The organism is Streptomyces sp. NPDC059564 (assembly GCF_042735575.1).
Lineage (GTDB): Bacteria > Actinomycetota > Actinomycetes > Streptomycetales > Streptomycetaceae > Streptomyces.
In genome coordinates this window covers 1-22,200 of the sequence record NZ_JBHWBP010000107.1, presented here as the reverse complement: position 1 = coordinate 22,200, position 22,200 = coordinate 1, and the positions used below count along the sequence as shown (strand labels likewise).

13 protein-coding genes are annotated in these 22,200 nt (G+C 71.7%); 7 read left to right on the top strand and 6 right to left on the bottom strand.

Annotation, left to right across the window (positions count from 1 at the left end):
- Positions 1-43: 43 nt before the first annotated feature.
- Positions 44-2,821 carry a DNRLRE domain-containing protein gene (locus ACFV0Q_RS19735; RefSeq protein ID WP_385007008.1) on the bottom strand — a complete coding sequence of 926 codons (2,778 nt, stop codon included), beginning with the start codon at positions 2,819-2,821 and terminating at the stop codon, positions 44-46.
- 249 nt (positions 2,822-3,070) lie between these two features.
- Positions 3,071-4,084 (bottom strand): GDP-mannose 4,6-dehydratase, encoded by a 1,014-nt coding sequence (gene gmd / locus ACFV0Q_RS19730; RefSeq protein WP_385007006.1) that lies wholly within the window; start codon positions 4,082-4,084, stop codon positions 3,071-3,073.
- A gap of 308 nt (positions 4,085-4,392) precedes the next feature.
- Here gmd and ACFV0Q_RS19725 point away from each other — a divergent pair, with 308 nt between their 5' ends.
- On the top strand, positions 4,393-5,343 hold the full coding sequence (locus tag ACFV0Q_RS19725) for a GDP-L-fucose synthase family protein (RefSeq protein WP_385007005.1): 951 nt from the start codon (positions 4,393-4,395) through the stop codon (positions 5,341-5,343).
- A 12-nt stretch (positions 5,344-5,355) separates the two neighbouring features.
- On the opposite strand, the gene ACFV0Q_RS19720 is transcribed toward ACFV0Q_RS19725, so the two are convergent.
- Complete coding sequence (locus ACFV0Q_RS19720; protein WP_385007003.1) at positions 5,356-6,843, bottom strand: sugar transferase; 1,488 nt, start codon at positions 6,841-6,843, stop codon at positions 5,356-5,358.
- Positions 6,844-7,225: 382 nt separating this feature from the next.
- On the opposite strand from ACFV0Q_RS19720, the gene ACFV0Q_RS19715 reads away from it, so the two are divergent.
- Both ACFV0Q_RS19715 and ACFV0Q_RS19710 read left to right on the top strand, forming a co-directional pair.
- On the top strand, positions 7,226-9,496 hold the full coding sequence (locus ACFV0Q_RS19715) for a M4 family metallopeptidase (protein WP_385007000.1): 2,271 nt from the start codon (positions 7,226-7,228) through the stop codon (positions 9,494-9,496).
- A 327-nt stretch (positions 9,497-9,823) separates the two neighbouring features.
- Complete coding sequence (locus ACFV0Q_RS19710) at positions 9,824-10,297, top strand: hypothetical protein (RefSeq protein WP_385006998.1); 474 nt, start codon at positions 9,824-9,826, stop codon at positions 10,295-10,297.
- A 69-nt stretch (positions 10,298-10,366) separates the two neighbouring features.
- On the opposite strand, the gene ACFV0Q_RS19705 is transcribed toward ACFV0Q_RS19710, so the two are convergent.
- Both ACFV0Q_RS19705 and ACFV0Q_RS19700 read right to left on the bottom strand, forming a co-directional pair.
- Positions 10,367-10,852 carry a hypothetical protein gene (locus ACFV0Q_RS19705; RefSeq protein ID WP_385006996.1) on the bottom strand — a complete coding sequence of 162 codons (486 nt, stop codon included), beginning with the start codon at positions 10,850-10,852 and terminating at the stop codon, positions 10,367-10,369.
- A gap of 164 nt (positions 10,853-11,016) precedes the next feature.
- The gene (locus tag ACFV0Q_RS19700) at positions 11,017-12,537 is read right to left on the bottom strand and encodes an MFS transporter (protein WP_385006994.1); all 1,521 of its coding nucleotides are present in this window, start codon (positions 12,535-12,537) and stop codon (positions 11,017-11,019) included.
- Between the two features lie 126 nt (positions 12,538-12,663).
- Here ACFV0Q_RS19700 and ACFV0Q_RS19695 point away from each other — a divergent pair, with 126 nt between their 5' ends.
- Positions 12,664-13,665, top strand: coding sequence for an Lrp/AsnC family transcriptional regulator (locus tag ACFV0Q_RS19695; protein ID WP_385006992.1), 1,002 nt, complete (start codon positions 12,664-12,666; stop codon positions 13,663-13,665).
- 9 nt (positions 13,666-13,674) lie between these two features.
- Here the strand turns inward: ACFV0Q_RS19695 and glgP are convergent, their stop codons facing one another.
- Positions 13,675-16,311 carry an alpha-glucan family phosphorylase gene (gene glgP, locus ACFV0Q_RS19690; protein ID WP_385006989.1) on the bottom strand — a complete coding sequence of 879 codons (2,637 nt, stop codon included), beginning with the start codon at positions 16,309-16,311 and terminating at the stop codon, positions 13,675-13,677.
- Positions 16,312-16,854: 543 nt separating this feature from the next.
- Between glgP and ACFV0Q_RS19685 the strand changes: the two genes are divergently transcribed.
- The 3 genes from ACFV0Q_RS19685 to ACFV0Q_RS19675 all read left to right on the top strand — a co-directional run.
- Positions 16,855-18,849 (top strand): maltotransferase domain-containing protein, encoded by a 1,995-nt coding sequence (locus tag ACFV0Q_RS19685; protein WP_385006987.1) that lies wholly within the window; start codon positions 16,855-16,857, stop codon positions 18,847-18,849.
- Positions 18,846-20,552 carry a maltose alpha-D-glucosyltransferase gene (treS, locus tag ACFV0Q_RS19680; RefSeq protein WP_385006986.1) on the top strand — a complete coding sequence of 569 codons (1,707 nt, stop codon included), beginning with the start codon at positions 18,846-18,848 and terminating at the stop codon, positions 20,550-20,552. The genes ACFV0Q_RS19685 and treS overlap by 4 nt, the downstream gene beginning before the upstream one ends.
- 156 nt (positions 20,553-20,708) lie before the next feature.
- Positions 20,709-22,200: phosphotransferase (locus ACFV0Q_RS19675; protein WP_385006984.1), on the top strand; the 1,492-nt coding region annotated here is incomplete at its 3' end.

Below are 22,200 nucleotides of genomic sequence, written 5' to 3'. Positions count from 1 at the left end.
GGCCCCGGCGCGAGTCGGCCGGGCCCCGTACGCCGTCAGGCGGTTACTTCGGGCCGAAGGTGAGGATCAGCTGCGGAGCGGCGTCCGCGGCCGTCGACTCCGAGGACCACAGCCACAGGGCGTCGGTGCCGGTGCTCGTCAGGGCGAGGCTGTAGCCGCTGCCCAGTACGGCGGAGACGGCGGTGGTGTCCAGCTCGACGTTCTGCACGGCCGAGCCGTCCGGCACGCCCGCGATGGTGCCGAGCGGGGTGGTGCCGAGGGTGGGCTTGGTGTTGAACGTCGTGCCCGTGCCGCTCCAGGTTCCGGTGACCGGGACCACGGACACGGTGTCGGCGCTGCCGGCTCCGGCCTGCGTCGAGGTCTTGAACTGCAGGGAGGCCGACTTCAGGACCTGCCCGGACGGAGCGGCCGGGAGGGTGAAGCGCAGGTACGACTCGTACGCCGAGGAGCCGCGCACCGCGAGCTGGGTGGACGTGCCGTACGCGGTGCTCGGCGCGCCCTGGTTGATGTAGGTGTCCTCGGAGGCGATGACCTTGGTGACCGTGTCGACGGGCGCCTTGGCCAGGTCGAAGTGGGACTTGACCTGGGCCTGGGTGAGCACCGACGGGTAGACGGCCGTCTCGTCGATGGATCCGGCGAAGAAGCTGCTGGTCGGACGGCTCGGCCAGCTGCTGAGGTTGTCGCCGCCCACGTGCCAGTAGCCCGTGTAGGGCGTGAAGTTCGTGGCACTGTTCGTGCCCTTGCTCTGGCCGTCGACGTACAGCGTCATGCCGCCGGGGCCCTGCGTGGCGACGACGTGGTGCCACTTGTTGTCGTTGTACGTCTCGAAGAGACCGGTGGTGACGGTGCGCGAGGAGCCGTTGTAGACGCCGAACATCAGCCGACCGGTGTTGGTCATGTAGATCTGCTTGTCGTACGTCCCGCTGGCGTTGACGGTGTTGTTGCCGAAGCCGACGAGCTTGCCGCCGCGCGTGGTGTTCGTCTTGAACCACGTCTCGATGGAGTACGAGGTGCCGACGGACTGGCGGTGGTCGCTGTACACCTGCTGCGTGGTGCCGTTGAAGCCCATGGCCGTGCTGGTGCCGGTGACGGCGCCGGGGCTCTGGCGCAGCGTCGGCGAGGCGACCTGGACGCCGCTGGTGTTGCCGGAGACCGAGGAGTCGGCCACGTACGGGCTGACGGTGTCGTCGTAGCGCCAGTACAGGCCGGCGCCGTCCGCGCGGACCTTGTCCGGGTAGGCCTGGACCGAGGCCGGGACGGTCACGGCGGCGTTCGCCGACAGGGCGCTGGTGTTGCCCGCGCCGTCGGTGGCGGTCACCCGGTAGGTGTAGGCCTGGCCGGCCTTGACGGTGGTGTCGGTCCAGGAGGCCTGGGGGCGCTCCCACTCCAGCGAGGAGGCCGCGACCGTGGCGATCGGGGTGGCCGAGCCGTTGCGGTAGATCCGGTAGGTCAGCTCGCTGTCGTCGGCGTCGTAGCTGGTGCGCCAGCGGACCTGGACCTCGCCGGGCCTGACGCTTCCGGCACTGGCGACCGGGGTGGTCGGGGCGCCGACGTCACCGGTGGAGGCGAAGCGGGTCAGGGCCTGCTGCGGGTTGCCGTTGATGAGGGTGAACTCACCGCCGACCCACAGGTACTTGACGTCGTTCTTCTCCGCGACGGACATGACGCGCGGGCCGATGCCCTCGCCGATGCCGTCGTTGGCGGTGGGGTGCCAGCCCAGCTTCGGCGGGCTCGGCACGAAACCGTCCACGGGCGCGGGGGCGGCGCCCTGGTGGTCGGTCCGCTCGGCCAGCAGGAAGTTGCGCTTGCCGTCGGGGAACTGGTTCTCCAGCGAGCAGTCGTGTGCGTGCGAGGAGCTGTAGAGCACCCCGTCGTACGGCAGCACGTACTGGGTGGCGCCCAGGCAGCGGTCGCGCCACTTCTCGTTGAAGTCGGTGCCGAGGCCGATGCGGCCGTCGAAGACACCGCCGCCCGAGCCCTCGTTGCCCGTGTAGTAGCCCGTCGCGTCGGCCGCGATGTGCTTGACCACCGAGTTGGAGGGGATGTTGCTGTAGGTCTTGGTGACGGCGCCGGTGGTGGCGTTCACGACCGCCAGGGCGTGCGTGTTGGAGCCGTTGACCGAGAAGAAGTCCCCGCCGAGCAGGACGTTCTTCCCGTCGTTGCTGACCTCGATCGCGCGGCCCGGCTCGTCCGCGTTGGCGGTGAAGGGCTTGAGCGCGCCGGAGCCCGCGTCGACCGCGGCGAACCGCTCGCGGGTCTGGCCCTCGACGGTGCCGAAGTCGCCGCCGACGTACAGCGTGTCGTCGGTGACGGCGAGCGCGCGCACGGTGGCGGGGACGCTCGGGTGGAACGAAGCCTTGGGGGTGCAGCTCTCGATGTCGATCGCCGCGAGGCTGGAGACCGGGGTGCCGTTGACGGCGCCGAAGTAACCGCCCGCGTACAGGGTCTTCTTGTCCTTCGAGACGGCGAGCGCCCGTACGGTCGCGGTGCCGTCGCCGATCGTGAAGGCCAGCTTGCAGGCGGTGGGGTTGCCCGTGGCGGCGTCGAGCGCCACGAAGTTCACTGCTTCCTGCTCGGTGCCCGTGCCGGAGCCTTCGGGCGGGCGGACCGCCGAGAAGGTGCCGCCGGCGAAGACGGTGCCGCCCGCCTGGTCCATGGCGAAGACGACGCCGTTCGGCTGCCACGTGGGCAGTTCGTCGGCGGTGAATGCCACGGGCGGCGTGATGGCGGACGCCGCGGGCATCAGCACCAGGCCCAGGCCGGTGCCGGCGCCGGCCAGTGACAGGACGAGGGCAGCAGTCAGCCCTCTGGATCTACGCATGAGCCCCCCAGGGCAATCGCCCGGTTTGATGGCTGGAACTATCCGAACAGCCATATGTACTGGCGCAGACTAGGGCTCACGCGAGGGCCCGGTCACCTCACTTGACCCAATTGCATGCCAACTTGGAATCAACAGGGTTCAACACGGAGGGCGCACTTCGGACATACGGCAGGTTTGACCCGGTCAGGACCGCGTAGAGCCTCGGAGATGACCGGGACACGGCAAATCGTAGGGGAAATATATAAGCCCTCAGCGGTCGATACGGACGCTCGCGCCCGCCAGTTGGTCCTCGACCTGCCGGACGTCCGAGTCCACCATGATCCGCGCCAGTTCCGGCACCAGGACCGACGGCTTCCAGCCGAGGATCTCCTGCGCCTTGGAGGCGTCGCCGATGAGGGCGTCGACCTCGCTCGGGCGCTCGTACTTGGGGTCGTAGCGCACGTGCTCGTTCCAGTCGAGGCCCGCGTGGGTGAAGGAGGACTCGACGAACTCGCGGACGGTCGCGGCGACTCCGGTGGCCACCACGTAGTCGGTCGGCTCGTCCTGCTGGAGCATCCGCCACATCGCGTCCACGTACTCCGGGGCGTAGCCCCAGTCGCGGACCGCGTCGAGGTTGCCGAGGTAGAGGCGGTCCTGGAGACCGGCCTTGATCCGGGCGACCGCGCGGGTGATCTTGCGGGTCACGAAGGTCTCGCCGCGGCGCGGGGACTCGTGGTTGAAGAGGATCCCGTTGACGGCGAACATGCCGTACGCCTCGCGGTAGTTCACCGTGGTCCAGTACGCGAACACCTTGGCGGCGCCGTAGGGGCTGCGCGGGTGGAACGGCGTGCCCTCGTTCTGCGGCGGCGGGGTCGCGCCGTACATCTCGGAGGACGAGGCCTGGTAGATCCGGGTGTCCACGCCGCTGGCCCGGATGGCCTCCAGCAGGCGCAGCGCGCCCAGGCCGGTCACGTCGCCGGTGTAGAGGGGGGCGTCGAAGGAGACCCGGACATGGGACTGCGCGCCGAGGTTGTAGACCTCGTCGGGGCGTATGTCGCGGAGCAGGTTCACCAGGGCGACGCCGTCGGACAGGTCCGCGTGGTGCAGCACGAAGGAACGGTTCGCCGTCTGCGGGTCCTGGTAAATGTGGTCGATCCGCTCCGTGTTGAAGCTCGAGGACCGCCGCACGAGCCCGTGCACCGTGTAGCCCTTGGAGAGCAGGAGCTCGGCGAGGTACGAGCCGTCCTGTCCGGTGACGCCGGTGATCAGTGCGGTCTTGCCCATGGGGTCCCCCAGTTGGTGGTAGCTGTCGTTCGTGTGCGTGCCGCGCCCGGCCCGACCGGCCGGGGTCGCACCCCCGGGCCGGGGCTGGATGCGTACGGTACTTCGTCCGCGGGGCGGAGCCCGCCTCCGGGGCGGCGGGGCCGGGGCGGGTCCCCCGGGGAGGGGCGACGCGCCGCTCGCGGACTCCGGGGGCGCGGGATGCGGGCTCCCGGGATGTGGGTTCCCGGGATGCGGGCTCCCGGGATGTGGGTTCCCGGGATGCGGGCTCCCGGGAAAACCGCGGCCAGCGGACTGGCATCATCGGCGGTATGACTAGTTCGCCGCTCCTGCCCCCGCACGCCCGCGTCTTCGTCGCCGGACACCGCGGCCTCGTGGGGTCCGCGGTCGTGCGCCGCCTCACCGCCGACGGCCACGAGGTGCTCACCCGCGGCCGCGCCGACCTCGATCTGCGCGACGCGGCCGCCACGGAGGCGTACGTGCGGGACGTGCGCCCGGACGCGGTCGTGCTGGCCGCCGCCAAGGTCGGCGGGATCATGGCCAACAGCACGTACCCGGTGCAGTTCCTGGAGGACAACCTCCGGATCCAGCTGAGCGTCATCGCCGGAGCGCACGCCGCCGGGGTCGGCCGGCTGCTGTTCCTCGGGTCCTCCTGCATCTACCCGAAGCTCGCCCCGCAGCCGATCCGCGAAGACGCCCTGCTGACCGGTCCGTTGGAGCCCACCAACGAGGCGTACGCCCTGGCGAAGATCGCCGGCATCGTCCAGGTCCAGTCGTACCGCAAGCAGTACGGGGCCTCGTACATCTCGGCCATGCCCACGAACCTCTACGGCCCGGGCGACAACTTCGACCTGGAGTCCTCGCACGTCCTGCCCGCACTCATCCGCCGCTTCCACGAGGCGGCGGCCGAGGGCCGCGAGGAGGTCACCCTGTGGGGATCGGGCACCCCGCGCCGGGAGTTCCTCCACGTCGACGACCTCGCGGCCGCCTGCGCGGTGCTGCTGGCGGGCTACGACGGCGACGAGCCCGTCAACATCGGCTGCGGCGAGGACCTGACCATCAAGGCGCTGGCCGAGACGGTCGCCGAGGTGACCGGCTTCCGCGGCCGGCTCGCCTGGGACACGTCCAAGCCGGACGGGACCCCGCGCAAGCTGCTCGACGTGTCCCGTCTGACCTCGCTGGGCTGGAAGCCGGGCATCCCGCTGCGCGACGGCATCGCCTCCACCTACCGCTGGTGGCTCGACCAGAGCCGGCAGGGCTGACTCCACCACGGCTCAGTACGCTCCGCGGCCGTCGACGACGGCGCGGAGCGTACGGCCCATCACGTCGACGTCGCTGGTGAACGACCAGTTGTCGACGTACTGCAGATCAAGCTGAATCGTTTCGTCCCAAGAGAGGTCCGACCGCCCGCTGATCTGCCACAGGCCGGTCATCCCGGGCCGTACGGTGAGCCGGCGCAGCTCGACCTCGTCGTACTCGGCCACCTCCTCCGGCAGCGGCGGGCGCGGGCCGACCAGGGACATGCTGCCCGTCAGCACGTTGACCAGCTGGGGCAGTTCGTCCAGCGAGGTCCGGCGCAGCAGGCGGCCCACCCGGGTCACCCGGGGATCGCGGCGCATCTTGAACATCAGGCCGTCGCTCTCGTTGGCCCCCGACAGCTCCGCCTTCAGCAGTTCGGCGTCCACCACCATGGTGCGGAACTTCCACATGACGAACGGCACCCCGTCGCGGCCGATCCGGCGCTGGCTGTAGAAGGCGGGACCGCGCGAGCCCAGCCGGATCGCCAGGACGACCGTCAGGAACAGCGGCGAGAGCAGCAGCAGTCCGACCCCGGCGCCGGCCCGGTCCAGCACCGATTTGAGCAGGGTCTGCACCCCCTTGCGCACGGGCGGCGCGACCCGCAGGACGGCCAGCCCGCCCGCGGACAGGGTCTCCAGCCGCTTGACGGAGACCTCGACCAGCCCGGGGAAGACGGCCAGCTCCAGCCCCTCGTCGTGCAGCGCCCACGCCACCCGGCGCAGCCGCTCCCCCGCGATCCGCGCCCCCGGCGCCACCAGCACCAGGTCGGCGTGGTGGGTGCGGACGGCGCCCAGGACGGCGGCGCAGTCGCCGCCCGGCGCCTTCGGCATCCCGGGATCCAGCCGGGCCGCGACGGGCACCCCGCTGGTCAGGGAACCGGCGCCGACGGGGACCACGCCGACGACGACGTACGGGTGGTCGGTGCGGGCGGCGAGGTGGCCGATGACGTGCTCGGCGGCGTCCGGCTCCCCGATCACCAGCACCCGGCTGACGGCGTGTGCCTCCCGGCGGGCGGCGGAGAGGTGACGGTAGGTCAGTTTGTGGCAGGCGACGGTGACGAGGAGGGCGGGCAGCAGCGCGCCGAGGGCGGCCAGCCGGGGGGTGCCCTCCCCCGTCAGCACCCGGGCGACGGCCAACACGCCGATCAGAATCAGCCAGTCATGGACGACGGGCAGCACACCGCGGGATTCTCCGAGCGCCCGGGAGGCGTAACGTCGGCGCAGGGCCTGCACTCCGGTCCACGCCAGCGCGGCGGCGAGGGCGCAGGCGACCGGCCTGGCCTGCTGCGCGGCGTCGAAAACCAGGCCGACCGGCGCGGCGGCGCCGACGAAATCGGCGGTCACCGCCACCGGGAGATACCAGCGGGCTTTGTCACCGAGCCGCCGGGCGGGGGCAGTCGCAGACCCCTCCGCATCAACGGCCGGTCTGGCCACTCTTTGCGCAGGAAAATGGACATGCCTCATGGGCCCCCCTGGCACGTGGTCTGTGTCGGTGGCGCGTGCCCGTGGCTTCCCCTGGCGACGGACATCGGCCGCACCGGGAAACAGTACGACAAACACCCGTACGTTAAATGCCATTTGGGTGAACGAGGCCTCTCGTTGCCCAAGCGTTAAGTACCGGTATCAACCATTCCGGATCCCGGGCCCCTTTCTCCCACACGAAGGTGAATGGTTCGGATACCGGATACGTCTCTTCGGACAACGAACCGTTTCCAGCCAATCCTTTGACGCGGCCCTGACATCACGGCCAACAGATGGCACTCTTCGATCCGTTCATCGCACCAGCCCTGATCTGCCCGGAGGCCCACCCAGCCATCCGGAACCCCCCTTGCAGAAGGAGTCTGCGTTGAGTTCCACCCCCCAGAGGCGTGCCACTGCGGCCGGAGCACTCGTAGCCGCGGCAGCCCTGCTCGCCGTAGGTATACAGGCCGGAACCGCCACCGCCGACGCCACCGCGTCGCAGGCCCGCACGGCAGCCCAGCCCAACCCGGGTGCGGCCGCCCTCGTACTCAGCGCTTCGGAGCGTGCGACGCTCCTCGCCGAGGCCAACTCGACCACCACGCAGGCCGCCAAGGCGCTCGGCCTCGGCGGCGGCGAGAGGCTCGTCGTCCGCGATGTGGTCAAGGACGCGGACGGCACCACGCACACCACGTACGAGCGCACCTACGACGGACTTCCCGTCCTCGGTGGTGACCTCACCGTCCACGCGAAGGACGGCGCCACCAAGAGCGTGACCAAGGCGACCAACCACGAGATCAAGGTCTCGGACACCAACGCCACGGTCACCCCCGCCGCCGCCGAGGGCCAGGCCGTCTCGGCCGCGAACGCCGAGGGCTCCAAGCAGGCCAAGGCCGACAAGGGCGCCCGCAAGGTCGTCTGGGCCGCGGACGGCGTCCCGGTCCTCGCCTTCGAGACCGTCGTCGGCGGCCTCCAGGACGATGGCACCCCCAGCCAGCTCCACGTGGTCACCAACGCCAAGACCGGCGCGAAGATCACCCAGTGGCAGGCCATCGAGACCGGCACCGGCAACACCATGTACAGCGGCCAGGTCACGATGGGCACCTCGCAGTCGGGCAGCAACTTCACGCTGACCGACGCCGGCCGGGGCAGCCACAAGACCTACAACCTCAACGGTGGCTCCTCCGGCACCGGCACGCTCTTCTCCAACACCACGGACGTGTGGGGCAACGGCGCCGCCTCCAACAAGGAGACCGCCGCCGCGGACGCCCACTACGGCGCCCAGCTGACGTGGGACTACTACAAGAACGTGCACGGCCGCAACGGCCTGCGCAACGACGGCGTGGCCCCGTACAGCCGGGTCCACTACGGCAACGCGTACGTCAACGCGTTCTGGGACGACTCCTGCTTCTGCATGACCTACGGCGACGGCACGAGCAACACGCACCCGCTGACGTCCATCGACGTGGCCGCGCACGAGATGACCCACGGTCTGACCTCGGTCACCGGCAACATGACGTACAGCGGTGAGCCCGGCGGTCTGAACGAGGCCACCTCCGACATCATGGCGGCGGCGGTCGAGTTCTACGCCAACAACCCGAACGACGTCGGCGACTACCTGGTCGGCGAGAAGATCGACATCAACGGCGACGGTACCCCGCTGCGCTACATGGACAAGCCGAGCAAGGACGGCGGCTCCAAGGACGCGTGGTACTCGGGCATCGGCGGCATCGACGTCCACTACTCGTCGGGCCCGGCCAACCACGTCTTCTACCTGATGTCCGAGGGCTCCGGCGCCAAGGTCATCAACGGCGTCAGCTACAACTCGCCGACCTCGGACAACCTCCCGGTCACCGCGATCGGCCGGGACGCCGCCGCGAAGATCTGGTTCCGCGCGCTGACGGTGGGCTACTTCAAGTCCAACACCAACTACGCGGCCGCCCGTACGGCGACCCTCCAGGCCGCCGCCGACCTCTACGGCGCAAACTCGGTCACGTACAACAACGTGGCCAACGCCTGGGCCGCCATCGCGGTCGGTTCCCGGCCCGCGCCCAGCGGTGTCTCGGTCACCCCGATCGCCAACCAGACCACCCAGGTCAACACCGCTGTGAGCCTTCAGGTCCAGGCGACCAGCACCAACCCGGGTGCGCTGAGCTACGCGGCGACCGGCCTGCCGGCCGGCCTGTCGATCAACTCCTCCACCGGCCTGATCTCGGGTACGGCCACCACCGCGGGCACGTCCAACGTGACCGTCACGGTGACCGACTCGGCGAGCAAGACCGGGACGGCGGCCTTCACCTGGACGGTCGGCACCTCCCAGCAGAACGTCTTCGAGAACACCGCGGACTACACGATCAACGACAACGCCACCGTCGAGTCGCCGATCACCGTGAGCCGCTCCGGCAACGCGCCGAGCACCCTCAAGGTGGACGTCGACATCAAGCACACGTACGTCGGTGACCTGAAGGTCGACCTCGTCGCCCCCGACGGCACCCTCTACAACCTGCGCAACCGCACCGGCGGCAGCGCGGACAACATCATCCAGAGCTTCACCGTGAACGCCTCCTCCGAGGTCGCCAACGGTGTCTGGAAGCTGCGCGTCGCGGACCTCGCCTCCGCCGACGTCGGCAAGATCGACAGCTGGAAGCTCACCTTCTGATCCCCGCGGGGACAGCGGTGAACCAGAGCTGAACCGATAGACCACGGGGCCGCCCGGGAGAGATGACCTCCCCGGGCGGTCCTGTTCCATGTGCCCGTCCCATGTGCCCGTCCCAAGTACCCCGCCCCGCGGGACCTGTTCCCCCCGAGGCCGGGACCTTCGGCGCCCGGCGGCGGGCGGCCGCGGGGAGATAGTGGAATCCAGCGAACCTACACAGCCGTAGGTCCGGGTGACCACCGAGCGACGGACGTGCCCCATGCCCCAGCCGGCCGAGGGCGCGGCCGGGGTGCAGATCGGCAGCGCGTTCGCGCTGTGCGAGGAGTTGGGATGGCCCGCCACCTGCGCGAGGAGCTGCTCGGCCGGGCGCACGCCGGGACCCTGACGGTCCGTAACGACCCGGAGGCCTCCCCTACGCCCTTCCCCTTCAAGGTGGCGGAGCTGCCGGGCACCGTCTCCGAGCCGGACGTGACAGCGGCCCGGCGCCGGGTCTGCGACCTGGGCTTCCTGCGCACGCCCGTCCGGGGGCCGCGCGGGCTGGTCTACCGGTGCGCCTCGGAGCCGGTGGCCGCGTACGTCCGCAAGGGCGGGACGGCGGCGGACGCCGAGGGCAAGCGGTGCCTGTGCAACGGGCTGCTGGCCACCATCGGGCTGGCCCAGCGGCGGCCGGGTGGGCGGACGGAGCCGCCGCTGGTGACGATCGGCAAGGACCTGTCGTTCCTGCCGCGGCTCTCGCCCGACGCCTCCCCCTATACGGCGGCGGACGTGGTGGAGTTCCTGTCGGCGGGGGCCGGCGGCCGCTGAGGACCCGCGACGCGGCCGGGCCCGGCGCCCCCGAGGGGGTGCCGGGCCCGGTCGTGCGCGGGGTGCGGATCAGCGCATGGAGTGGACGACCCGGTTGATGAGGTCGCCCGTCCGGTTCTGCGCGTGACGCGGACCGCCGTTGCGGTCCTCGTCCTCGCGGTCCTCCCAGTTGTCGTCGTCGTGACGGCCGTGGTGCCCGTCGACCGGCTTGAACAGGACCGACCGGACGTTCAGGTTGTCCGTGCGGCGGTCCGGAAAGAGCGTCTCCTCGGGCTCGCCGCCGCAGTGGCCGTCGCGGAAGAGCAGCGCCACGGACTCCGTCTCGTTCTTCACGGCGAAGGCCGGGTGGCGCTGGGCGTGGGTGAGCTGGTAGCAGGTGTCGTTGTCGGCGGGATGGATCTGCCCGGTCCGCGTGTCACTGTCTCCGTCGGTGTACCGGTAGTAGAGGACGCCGAGGCCGTCGTGGTGCGGGTCGGCGGCCAGCGACTGGCCGGCGGTGGGGAGGACGAGCGCGAGGGAGGCGAGGACCGCGGCTGCGGCGGTGCGAAGGCGCATGAAGGAGTCCGTTTCTCGGGTTCCGTGGATGCCCGGTCCGGTGGGCATCCGCGGGCAGCGTAGGAGCGGACCGGACTGCTGAAACGATTCGGCATGCGCAGTGCGTTCGAAGGTTCACCCTCCCGGAGCGCTCCTGAGCCATCCGCCACCCATACGGCGCCGCCTCAGACGGAAGCCCGTTCGGCGGGTCCGGTCGCCGCGGCGGCGGAGGCGGCCCGCGCCGGGACGGGGGCGACCGCGGCGGGGCGGCGGATCAGCAGCACCACCACCAGCGCGCCCACCAGGCCCATCACCCCCGAGGCCAGGAAGGTCTCCCGCAGCCCGCTCGCGAAGGCGGCCTCCACCCACTCCCGCGCGGCCGGGGCCGCCGCGAGCAGGTGTCCCGCCCCGCCGGAGGCCAGTACGTCGGCGGCCTCGCGCGGCTGCCCGCCGAGCCCGGACACCAGCCCGGCGTGGAACACCACGCCCAGTACCGCGATGCCCAGCGCGTTGCCCAGCTGCCGGGCGGTGTTCAGCGCGCCGCCCGCCATGCCCGCCCGGGCCGGCGCCACGGCCGCCATCGCGGTGGCCGCCAGCGGCGGGGTGGCCATCCCCACGCCGATCCCGGTCAGCACCAGCCCCGGCACCAGCGCCGTCCAGCCGTCCCCGGCGTCCAGCATCCAGGCCTGGAGCAGCGCCCCGACGCCGATCAGCAGCAGCCCGCCGCCGATGCTCAGGCGCGCGGGAGCCCCGTGCAGCAGCCGCCCGGCCACCGCCGAGACCGTGAAGGCGGCCAGGCTCATCGGCACCAGCACCAGCCCCGCCCGGACCGGCCCCATGCCCTCGGCGGACTGCAGCCACAGGGAGACGTACATCAGGTACGAGAAGGCCGCGCCGGACAGCAGCAGGCCGCCCGCCATGACGGCGACGAAGTTCGGGCTGCGGAACAGCGCGAGGTCCAGCATCGGCCGGGAGCTGCGCAGTTCGACGAGTACGAAGGCGGCGAAGGCGGCCGCGGCCAGGCCCAGCAGGCCGAGGGTGGCGGCGGAGGTCCAGCCGTTCTCGCCGACCCGGATCAGGGCGTACGTCAGGGCTCCGGCGCCCGCCGTGAAGGCGGCCATGCCCGGCAGGTCCAGGCCGGTGGCGTGCGGATTGCGGGACTCGGCCACGGCCCTGAGGGTCACCCAGACGGCCAGGGCGCAGACGGGCAGGTTGATGAAGAAGATCCAGCGCCAGCCGAAGTGCTCGGTCAGCAGCCCGCCGATGATCGGTCCGGTCGCGGCGGCGGCGCCGTTGACCGCGCCCCATACGCCGAAGGCGACCCCGCGGTCGCGGCCCTGGTAGGCGGAGCTGAGCAGGGCCATGGTGGTGGCGAACATCGCCGCGCCGCCGACGCCCTGGACGGCGCGGAAGGCGATCAGCGCGGCGGGGCCGGTGGCGAGGCCGCAGGCCAGGGAGGCGGCGGCGAAGACGGCGAGCCCGCCGAGGTAGACGCGGCGGCGCCCGATCCGGTCGGCGAGCGAGCCCGCGCCGAGCAGCAGGGCGGCCAGGGCGAGGGCGTAGACGTCCATCACCCACTGGAGGCCGGCGAAACTCGTGTGCATGTCCGCGGCCATGTCGGGGAGGGCGACGGTCACGATCGTGACGTCGACCAGGAGCATGAAGGCCCCGAGGCACACCGCCGTCAGGGGCAGCCATTTACGCATGGGAAATTCTCCTCGGGAACCGGTTGGGGGATGTTCCCAAGGTGGCAGCCGAATGGTCCGCACCCCCATCCAGCACCGCCCTGCTGACGGATTTCCCCCATCGCCTCCCCTGTCATGATGGAAACCATGAACCACTCGGAGCTGGACGCCCTGGATCTGGCGCTCGTCCAGGCCCTGATGATCGACGGCCGGGCCACCTTCAGCCGGCTCGCGCAGGTCCTGGAGGTGTCGGACCAGACCGTCGTACGCCGCTACCGCAGGCTGCGCACGAGCGGGCTGCTGCGCGTGGTCGGGCTGCCGCTGGGCCGCCGGATCGGGCTGTTCGAGTCCTGGCTGCGGGTGCAGTGCGCTCCGGATGCCTCGCTCGCGGTCGCCGAGGCGCTGGCCCGCCGCCCGGACATCGCCTGGGTGAACCTGGGCTCCGGCGGCACCGACATCCACTGCACCACCCGGGCCGTCACCACGGAGGACCGTGACGGGCTGCTGCTGGACAAGCTGCCGCGCACCCGCCGGGTGACCGGGGTCAGCGCGCACACCATCCTGCGCATGTACACGGGCGGGCCGGAGCGCTGGTTCGGGCTGGACGTGCTGGGCCCGGACCAGGTGGCCGCGCTGGAGCCGCCCGCGCCGACGGGCGGTACGGACCGGTACACGCTGGACGCGACCGAGCGCGCGCTGCTGGCCCTGCTGCGCCGGGACGGCCGGACGGGGTTCCCGGAGCTGGCCCGGGCGACGGGGCTGTCGGAGTCCACGGCCCGGCGGCGGGTGGAGCGGCTGCGCGCCGAGGGGGCCGTCTACTTCGACGTGGAGATCGTGCCGCGCACGCTGGGCTTCGAGGCCGAGACCACGCTGCTGCTGACCGTGAAGCCCGCACTGCTGGCCGAGGTGGGGGCGGCGCTGGGCGGGTACCCCGAGGTGCCGTTCGCGGCGGCGGTGACCGGGACGGCGAACCTGCTGGCGGTGGTGATCTGCCGGGACACCGACGCGCTGTACACGTTCCTGACCGAACGGGTCGGCGCGCTGCCGGGGATCCGGCAGGTGGAGTCGGTGCCGACGCTGCGCAACATCAAGCGGGCCGGGATGCTGGTGGAGGACGGGCGGCTGGTGGACCCGCCGCCCGCCCCCTGAGCGGCGCGGTCAGCGCAGCAGTACGCCGCCCACCGGTTCGGCGTCCGCCGGCGCGGCGACCAGGCCCAGTTCGGCCGGGGTCGCCAGCAGCGGGTGCGCGGGCAGGACCCGTACGGTGTAGCCGAACGGCCCCGTCCGGTCGAGGGCGAGCGGGCCCTCGTAGACCCAGCGGCCCTCCAGGTCCGGACCGGCGGCGGGCTTGAGCGGGAAGGTCCGCCCGTCCCGGATCACGTCCTGGGCGTCGACCCGGCCCGCGACGGCCTGTACCTCGACGTCCTCGGGCGCGAGCGAGTCCAGCGCCACCCGGACCCGCAGCGTGAGGGTGGCCCCGAGCTCGGCGGTGCCGCCGACGGGCGCGGCGGCGACGGCCTCCACGTGCTCGACGGCCACCCGCGGCCAGGCCGCCCGGATGCGGCCCTTCCACCAGGCGAGGTCCCGCGCGGCGGCGGGGTCCAGGGCCCGGTGGGAGAGCGCGGCGGGGGCGTAGAGCCGCTCCACGTACTCCCGTACCATCCGCCCCGCGAGCACCTTCGGGCCCAGGGACACCAGGGTGCGGCGGACCATCTCGATCCACCGCACGGGCAGGCCCGCACGCCCGGCCCGGTCGTAGAAGCGGGGCGCGACCCGGCCCTCGATCAGCTCGTAGAGGGCGTTCGCCTCCAGGTCGTCGCGCCGGTCCTCGTCCGTGCCGAGGCCGTCGGCGGTGGGGATGGCCCAGCCGAAGTCGGGCTCGAACCACTCGTCCCACCAGCCGTCCAGGACGGAGAGGTTGAGGCAGCCGTTGAGCGCGGCCTTCATCCCGCTGGTGCCGCAGGCCTCCAGCGGGCGGAGCGGGTTGTTCAGCCAGACGTCGCAGCCGGGGTAGAGCTTCTGCGCCATGGCCATGCCGTAGTCGGGCAGGAAGACGATCCGGTGGCGCACCCGGGGGTCGTCGGAGAAGCGCACCAGCTCCTGTACGAGCCGCTTGCCGCCGTCGTCGGCCGGGTGGGCCTTGCCGGCGACGACGATCTGCACGGGCCGGTCGGGGTCCAGCAGCAGCCGGCGCAGCCGCTCGGGGTCGCGGAGCATCAGCGTGAGCCGCTTGTACGAGGGCACGCGGCGGGCGAACCCGATGGTCAGCACGTCCGGGTCGAGGACGGAGTCCACCCAGCCCAGTTCGGCGTCGGCGGCCCCGCGCTGCTTCCACGAGGCGCGCAGCCGGTCCCGTACCTCCAGCACCAGCTGCTCGCGCAGGACCCGGCGCACGTCCCACACCTCCTGGTCCCCGATCTGCGCGACCGCGTCCCAGCGGGGCGAACCGCCGACGGCGAGGGCGTCCTCGGTGCGCCCGGCCCCGATCTGCCGGGCGCCGAGCCGCATCACCTCGGGGGCGACCCAGGTCGGGGCGTGCACCCCGTTGGTGACGGAGGCGATGGGCACGTCGGCGGCGTCGAAGCCCGGCCAGAGCCCGGCGAACATGCCGCGGCTGACGGCCCCGTGGAGGGTGGAGACCCCGTTGGCGCGCTGGGCGAGGCGCAGGCCCATGACCGCCATGTTGAACACCCCGGGGTCGCCGCCGGGATAGGTCTCGGCGCCGAGTTCCAGGACCCGCTCGACGGGGACGGAGGGCAGTTCGCCGCCCTCCCCGAAGTGCCGGGCGACCAGGGAGCGCTCGAAGCGGTCGATGCCGGCGGGGACGGGGGTGTGGGTGGTGAACACGGTCCCGGCGCGGACGGCCTCGACGGCGGCGTCGAAGCCGAGGCCCTGCTCCCCTTCCAGTTCCCTTATGCGTTCGAGGCCGAGGAACCCGGCGTGGCCCTCGTTGGTGTGGAAGACCTCGGGGGCCGGATGTCCGGTGATCCGGCAGTAGGTGCGGACGGCCCGGACGCCGCCGATGCCGAGCAGCATCTCCTGGAGCAGGCGGTGGTCGCTGCCGCCGCCGTAGAGCCGGTCGGTCACCTCGCGGGCCCCGGCGTCGTTGTCCTCGACGTCGGAGTCGAGGAGCAGCAGCGGGACCCGGCCGACGTGGGCCTGCCAGATGTGCGCGTGCAACGACCGGCCGCCGGGCAGCGTGAGCGACACCCGGGCGGGGGCGTCGTCGTCGTGGCGCAGCAGGGAGAGCGGCAGCTCGTGGGGGTCGAGGACGGGGTAGTGCTCCTGCTGCCAGCCGTCGCGGGAGAGCGACTGGCGGAAGTAGCCGTGCCGGTAGAGCAGACCGACACCGATGACGGGGACGCCGAGGTCGCTGGCGGCCTTGAGGTGGTCGCCGGCGAGGATCCCGAGCCCGCCCGAGTACTGGGGCAGGGCTGCGGTGATGCCGAACTCGGGGGAGAAGTAGGCGATGGCGGCGGGCAGCCCGGCGCTGTTCTCGTGGCTCTGGTACCACCTGCCGCCGTGGACGTAGTCGTCGAGGTCGGCGACGGCGACGGCCAGGCGCCGCAGGAACCGCCGGTCGGCGGCGAGCTCCTCCAGGCGGGCGGCGGGCACGGCGCCGAGCAGCCGGACGGGGTCACCGCCGGTGGCCTGCCAGCCCTCGGGGTCGACGGATTGGAAGAGTTCGCGGGTTTCCGTATGCCAAGACCAGCGCAGGTTGCGCGCGAGCTCGGCGAGCGGCATGAGGGGTTCGGGGAGGACGGGGCGCACGGTGAATCGACGGATAGCCTTCACGTGTTCCACCTTCGCAGGGGATGACGGATCGGAGCGGCCGCACCACGCTGTGCACCCGCAGAGCGCCCCCGGAAGGCTAGCGCCGACCCCTTTTCCCGGCCATCCCGCCTCGGGCCGGCGCCCCGCGAGGGTCGCGCGTCATGCCCGGGAACTCCGCGCCGGCGCCCGGCTCCTGTGACGGGTGGGGCGGGGGTGTCTGCCTGTACATCGGTTAGTCCTGACCGACTTGACGGAGCCTCGGCGGATGTCGATCCGGGGCTTGGTGAACGGCGTGCGACTACGTACGAGTAGTTAACCGAGTACGCGGATTGGGCGGGGTGTGAGTGGGGCAGGGCTCTGCGGGTACGCGCGGTACACGCACGGCGCACCCGCCCCCAACCTTTCCCCGCCACCCGAGTGAACGCGGACAGGAGCGGCCATGCCCGCAGGCCAGCCGTCTTCCGAGCGGCTAGAAACAGAGCGAACAGAGCGTGCACTACCGGCCGTCCTCACGGCCGGACTGTTGTCACCGAGCCCTGCGAACTGCCCCCAGGTGATCCCATCATGATCGGTCGCATTCCCGTGCTGGACGTCCGCCCTGCCGTCGACTGCGGCGCCAGACCCGCCAAGGCGGTCGTGGACGAGGTATTCGAAATCTCCGCCACCGTGTTCCGCGAGGGCCACGACGCCGTCGCCGCGCACGTCGTGCTGCGCGATCCCAGCGGGCGGCTGCGCCCGCCCGTCCCGCTGAGCGAGCTCGCCCCCGGTACCGACCGGTGGGGGGCCCGGGTGTCCGCCGAGCTCGAGGGGAGGTGGACCTACACCGTCGAGGCGTGGAGCGACCCGGTCGCCACCTGGCGCTCCCATGCCGCGATCAAGATCCCGGCGGGCCTCGACACCGGGCTGATGCTGCTGGAGGGCGCGGAGCTCTACACGCGGGCCGCGGCCAAGATTCCCAAGCGCGACGGCCGCGAGGCCGTACTGGCGGCCGCCGACGCGATGCGCGACGAGGACCGGCCCGTCGAGCTGCGGTACGCGGCCGCGCTGGCCCCGGCCGTTCAGGCGGCGCTCGCCAAGCGCCCGTACCGGGAGCTGGTCACCGCGGCCAAGGCGCTGCCCCTGATCGTCGAACGCAGGCGGGCCCTCTTCGGTTCCTGGTACGAGATGTTCCCGCGCTCGGAAGGCGCGGTGCTCGAACCGGGCGAGGCGCCGGTCAGCGGGACGTTCCGGACGGCCGCCGAGCGGCTGCCGGCCATCGCCGCCATGGGCTTCGACGTCGTGTACCTGCCACCCATCCACCCCATCGGCTCCACCTACCGCAAGGGGCCCAACAACACGCTGTCTGCGGGGAGTTGGGATCCCGGTGTGCCGTGGGCGATCGGCTCCACGGAGGGCGGCCACGACGCCGTCCACCCCGAGCTCGGCACCATCGAGGACTTCGACGCCTTCGTCGCGCGCGCCCGCGAGCTGCGCATGGAGATCGCGCTCGACTTCGCCCTCCAGTGCTCCCCGGACCACCCCTGGGTGGAGAAGAACCCGCAGTGGTTCCGCCACCGTGCGGACGGGACGATCGCCTACGCCGAGAACCCGCCGAAGAAGTACCAGGACATCTACCCGGTCCACTTCGACACCGACATGGCCGGCATCGTCGAGGAAACGGTTCGGATCCTGCGCCACTGGATGGACCACGGCGTCCGGATCTTCCGCGTCGACAATCCGCACACCAAGCCGGTCGTCTTCTGGCAGAAGGTGATCGCGGACATCAACAAGACCGACCCCGACGTGATCTTCCTGGCGGAGGCCTTCACCCGGCCCGCCATGATGCGCGCCCTCGCCGCGGTCGGCTTCCAGCAGTCGTACACGTACTTCACCTGGCGCAACACCAAGGCCGAGCTGACCGAGTACGTCACCGAGCTGTCCGGGGACCGCTCGGCCTCCGTCATGCGGCCGAACTTCTTCGTGAACACGCCCGACATCCTGCACGCGTACCTCCAGAAGGGCGGCCGTCCCGCCTTCGAAGTCCGCGCGGTGCTCGCCGCCACCCTCTCCCCCACCTGGGGCGTCTACTCCGGCTACGAGCTCTGCGAGAGCGAGCCGGTGCGCGAGGGCAGCGAGGAGTACCTGGACTCCGAGAAGTACGAGCTGCGGCCGCGCGACTGGGCCGCCGCCGAGCGCGAGGGCCGTTCCATCGCCCCGCTGATCACCACCCTGAACCGGCTGCGCCGGCGCAACCCCGCCCTCCAGCAGCTGCGCGACATCCACTTCCACACGACCGACAACGAACAGGTGATCGCCTATTCGAAGCACGCCGGAGCCAATTCCGTACTGGTGGTCGTCAACCTCGATCCGCACCACACCCAGGAGGCGACGGTCTCGTTGGACATGCCGGTACTCGGCCTCGACTGGCACGGGTCCCTCGCGGTGCGCGACGAGCTCACCGGCGAGACCTATCACTGGGGCAGGGCGAACTACGTGCGCCTAGAGCCGGGCCGAACGCCCGCGCACGTGCTGGCCGCTCTGCGACCGTCCCCGCCCACCGGAGGGTCACCCACCACATGATGATCAACGATCCCGTCCACGACACCTTCGAGGACACCCCCGCCAAGGACCGCGATCCCGACTGGTTCAAGCGGGCCGTCTTCTACGAGGTCCTCGTCCGCTCCTTCCACGACAGCAACGGCGACGGCGTGGGTGACCTCAAAGGGCTCACCGCCAAGCTGGACTACCTCCAGTGGCTCGGCGTCGACTGCCTGTGGCTCCCGCCGTTCTTCGCCTCGCCCCTGCGCGACGGGGGCTACGACGTCTCCGACTACACCTCCGTGCTGCCCGAATTCGGCGACCTCGCCGACTTCGTGGAGTTCGTGGACGCCGCGCACACCCGCGGCATGCGGGTGATCATCGACTTCGTCATGAACCACACGAGCGACCAGCACGAGTGGTTCCAGCAGTCGCGCAAGGACCCGGACGGACCGTACGGCGACTACTACATGTGGGCCGACAACGACAAGCAGTACCAGGACGCCCGCATCATCTTCGTCGACACCGAGACCTCGAACTGGACGTACGACCCCGTACGCAAGCAGTACTACTGGCACCGCTTCTTCTCGCACCAGCCGGACCTGAACTACGAGAACCCGGCCGTCGTCGAGGAGATCGTCTCCGCGCTGCGCTTCTGGCTGGACCTCGGCATCGACGGCTTCCGCCTCGACGCCGTGCCCTACCTGTACGCCGAGGAGGGCACCAACTGCGAGAACCTCCCGCGCACCCACCAGCTCCTCAAGCGGGTCCGCGCGGAGATCGACGCGCACTACCCGGACACCGTGCTGCTCGCCGAGGCCAACCAGTGGCCCGAGGACGTCGTCGACTACTTCGGCGACTACGCGAAGGGCGGGGACGAATGCCACATGGCCTTCCACTTCCCCGTCATGCCGCGCATCTTCATGGCCGTCCGAAGAGAGTCCCGCTACCCCGTCTCCGAGATCCTGGCCAAGACCCCGGCGATCCCGGAGCGCTGCCAGTGGGGCATCTTCCTGCGCAACCACGACGAGCTGACCCTCGAAATGGTCACCGACGAAGAGCGCGACTACATGTACGCCGAGTACGCCAAGGACCCGCGGATGCGGGCCAACATCGGCATCCGGCGCCGGCTCGCCTCGCTCCTGGACAACGACCGCAACCAGATGGAGCTGTTCACCGCCCTGCTGCTGTCGCTGCCCGGCTCGCCGGTGCTCTACTACGGCGACGAGATCGGCATGGGCGACAACATCTGGCTCGGCGACCGCGACGGCGTGCGCACCCCGATGCAGTGGACCCCGGACCGCAACGCCGGTTTCTCCTCCTGCGATCCGGGCAGGCTGAACCTGCCGGTCATCATGGATCCGGTCTACGGGTACCAGGTCACCAACGTCGAGGCGGCCATGGCGTCGCCCTCCTCGCTGCTGCACTGGACCCGCAGGCTGATCGAGATCCGCAAGGCGAACCCCGCCTTCGGGCTCGGCTCGTACACCGAACTGCCCTCGTCCAACCCGGCGGTCCTCGCGTTCCTCCGCGAGTTCGGGGACGACCTGGTGCTGTGCGTGCACAACTTCTCCCGCTTCGCGCAGCCCACGGAGCTGGATCTGCGGTCGTTCAACGGGCGGGTCCCCGTGGAGCTCACCGGTGACGTGCGCTTCCCGCCGATCGGCGAGTGGCCGTACCTGCTGACCCTGGCGGGCCACGGCTTCTACTGGTTCCGCCTGCGGAGCGACCAGCGCGCCGACTGACGGGGCCGCGGTACGGGGCGGGCACTCGTTTGGGTCAACCGCCCGCCCCTGTACGGATCATCCTGACCCGACACTCGCACATACCGGAGAAGCAACTGCCGCGCATCCGGGACACTCTGCGCATTCTGTGACGGCCCGGGGAAAGGACGCGACGCCATGTCGGAGGCTGCATCCGCCCGGAGCCGGCTGACGGCCGACCGGGCCGCCGGGATCGGCCCGCTGGAACCCATGCTGCGGGCCTGGCTGCCCACCCAGCGCTGGTTCGCGGGCAAGGGCCGCACCATCAGCAGGATCAGGGCCGTCTCCGCGGCCGAGCTGCTCCCGCCGGGATCCACCCCCGGGCTGCTGCACCTGCTCCTCGACGTGGACGGGGACTGCTACCAACTCCTCCTGGGCATCCGCCCGTCCCCGCTGCCGCCCGCCCTCGCCCCGGCCCTCATCGGGCACGCCGAGGCCGGTCCGTACGCGGGCCGCGCGGTGTACGAGGCACTGGGCGACCCCCGGCTCGCCGCGATCCTGCTGGAGCGGCTGCGCTCCCCCGGGACGCTCGGGCCGCTGCGCTTCGACCGGGACCCGCAGGCCCCGGTCCCGGCCGGGCTGGCCCCCCGGCCGCTGTCCGGGGAACAGACCAACTCCTCGCTGATCTACGGGGATTCGTACATCCTGAAGGTGTTCCGCCGGGTCGGTCCCGGGGTCAACCCCGACCTGGAGCTGCCCAGAGCCCTGGCCGCCGCCGGATGCGCCCGGGTGCCCGCGCCGGTCGCCTGGTACGAGGCAGAGCTGCCCGGTGGAGAACCGTTGACCCTGGGCGTCCTCCAGCCCTACCTGCGCGGCTCCGACGACGGCTGGCAGCTGGCCCTGCGCCGGCTCGGAGCGGGGGCCGACTTCACCGCCGAGGCGCACGCGCTGGGCCGGGCCACCGCCGAGGTCCACAGCGCCCTGGCCTCCGCGCTGCCCACCCTGGCCCTGGGCCCCGAGCAGACGGCCCGGCTCGCCGCCGGGATGACCGCGCGGCTGGCCGCCACCGCCCGCGAGGTGCCCGCCCTCCAGCCCTACGAGGCCGGGCTGCGCGGCGCCTTCGACGCGCTGGCCGCCTCCCGGGGCAGCGGGGTCCCCGCCCAGCGCATCCACGGCGACCTGCACCTGGGGCAGACCCTGCGCACCGCCGACGGCAGCTGGGCGCTGATCGACTTCGAGGGCGAGCCCGCGCGGCCGCTGGCCGACCGCCGGCGCCCCGAACCGGCCGTGCGCGACATCGCCGGAATACTGCGTTCCTTCGACTACGCCGCCCGCTCGCACCGGCCTTTCGCCCCCGCCTGGGCGGACGCCTGCCGGGCGGCGTTCTGCGAGGGCTACGCCCGTACCACCGGCCGCGACCCGCGCGAGGACCCCGTCCTGCTGCGCGCGTACGAGACCGACAAGGCGGTGTACGAGGCCCGCTACGAGTCCCGGCACCGCCCCGACTGGCTGCACGTCCCGATGGCGGCGATCCGCCGCCTGTCGGAGCCCCAGCGTCCCGCCGCCCACCGCAAGCCCCCGCCCGGGACCCCCCGGCCCCCCCCCCCCCCCACCACCACGCCGGCCCCGGCCCCGACAGTGGGGTTATTAAAAAAAAACAGCCCCCCAGAACCCAACACAACTCGGGTTG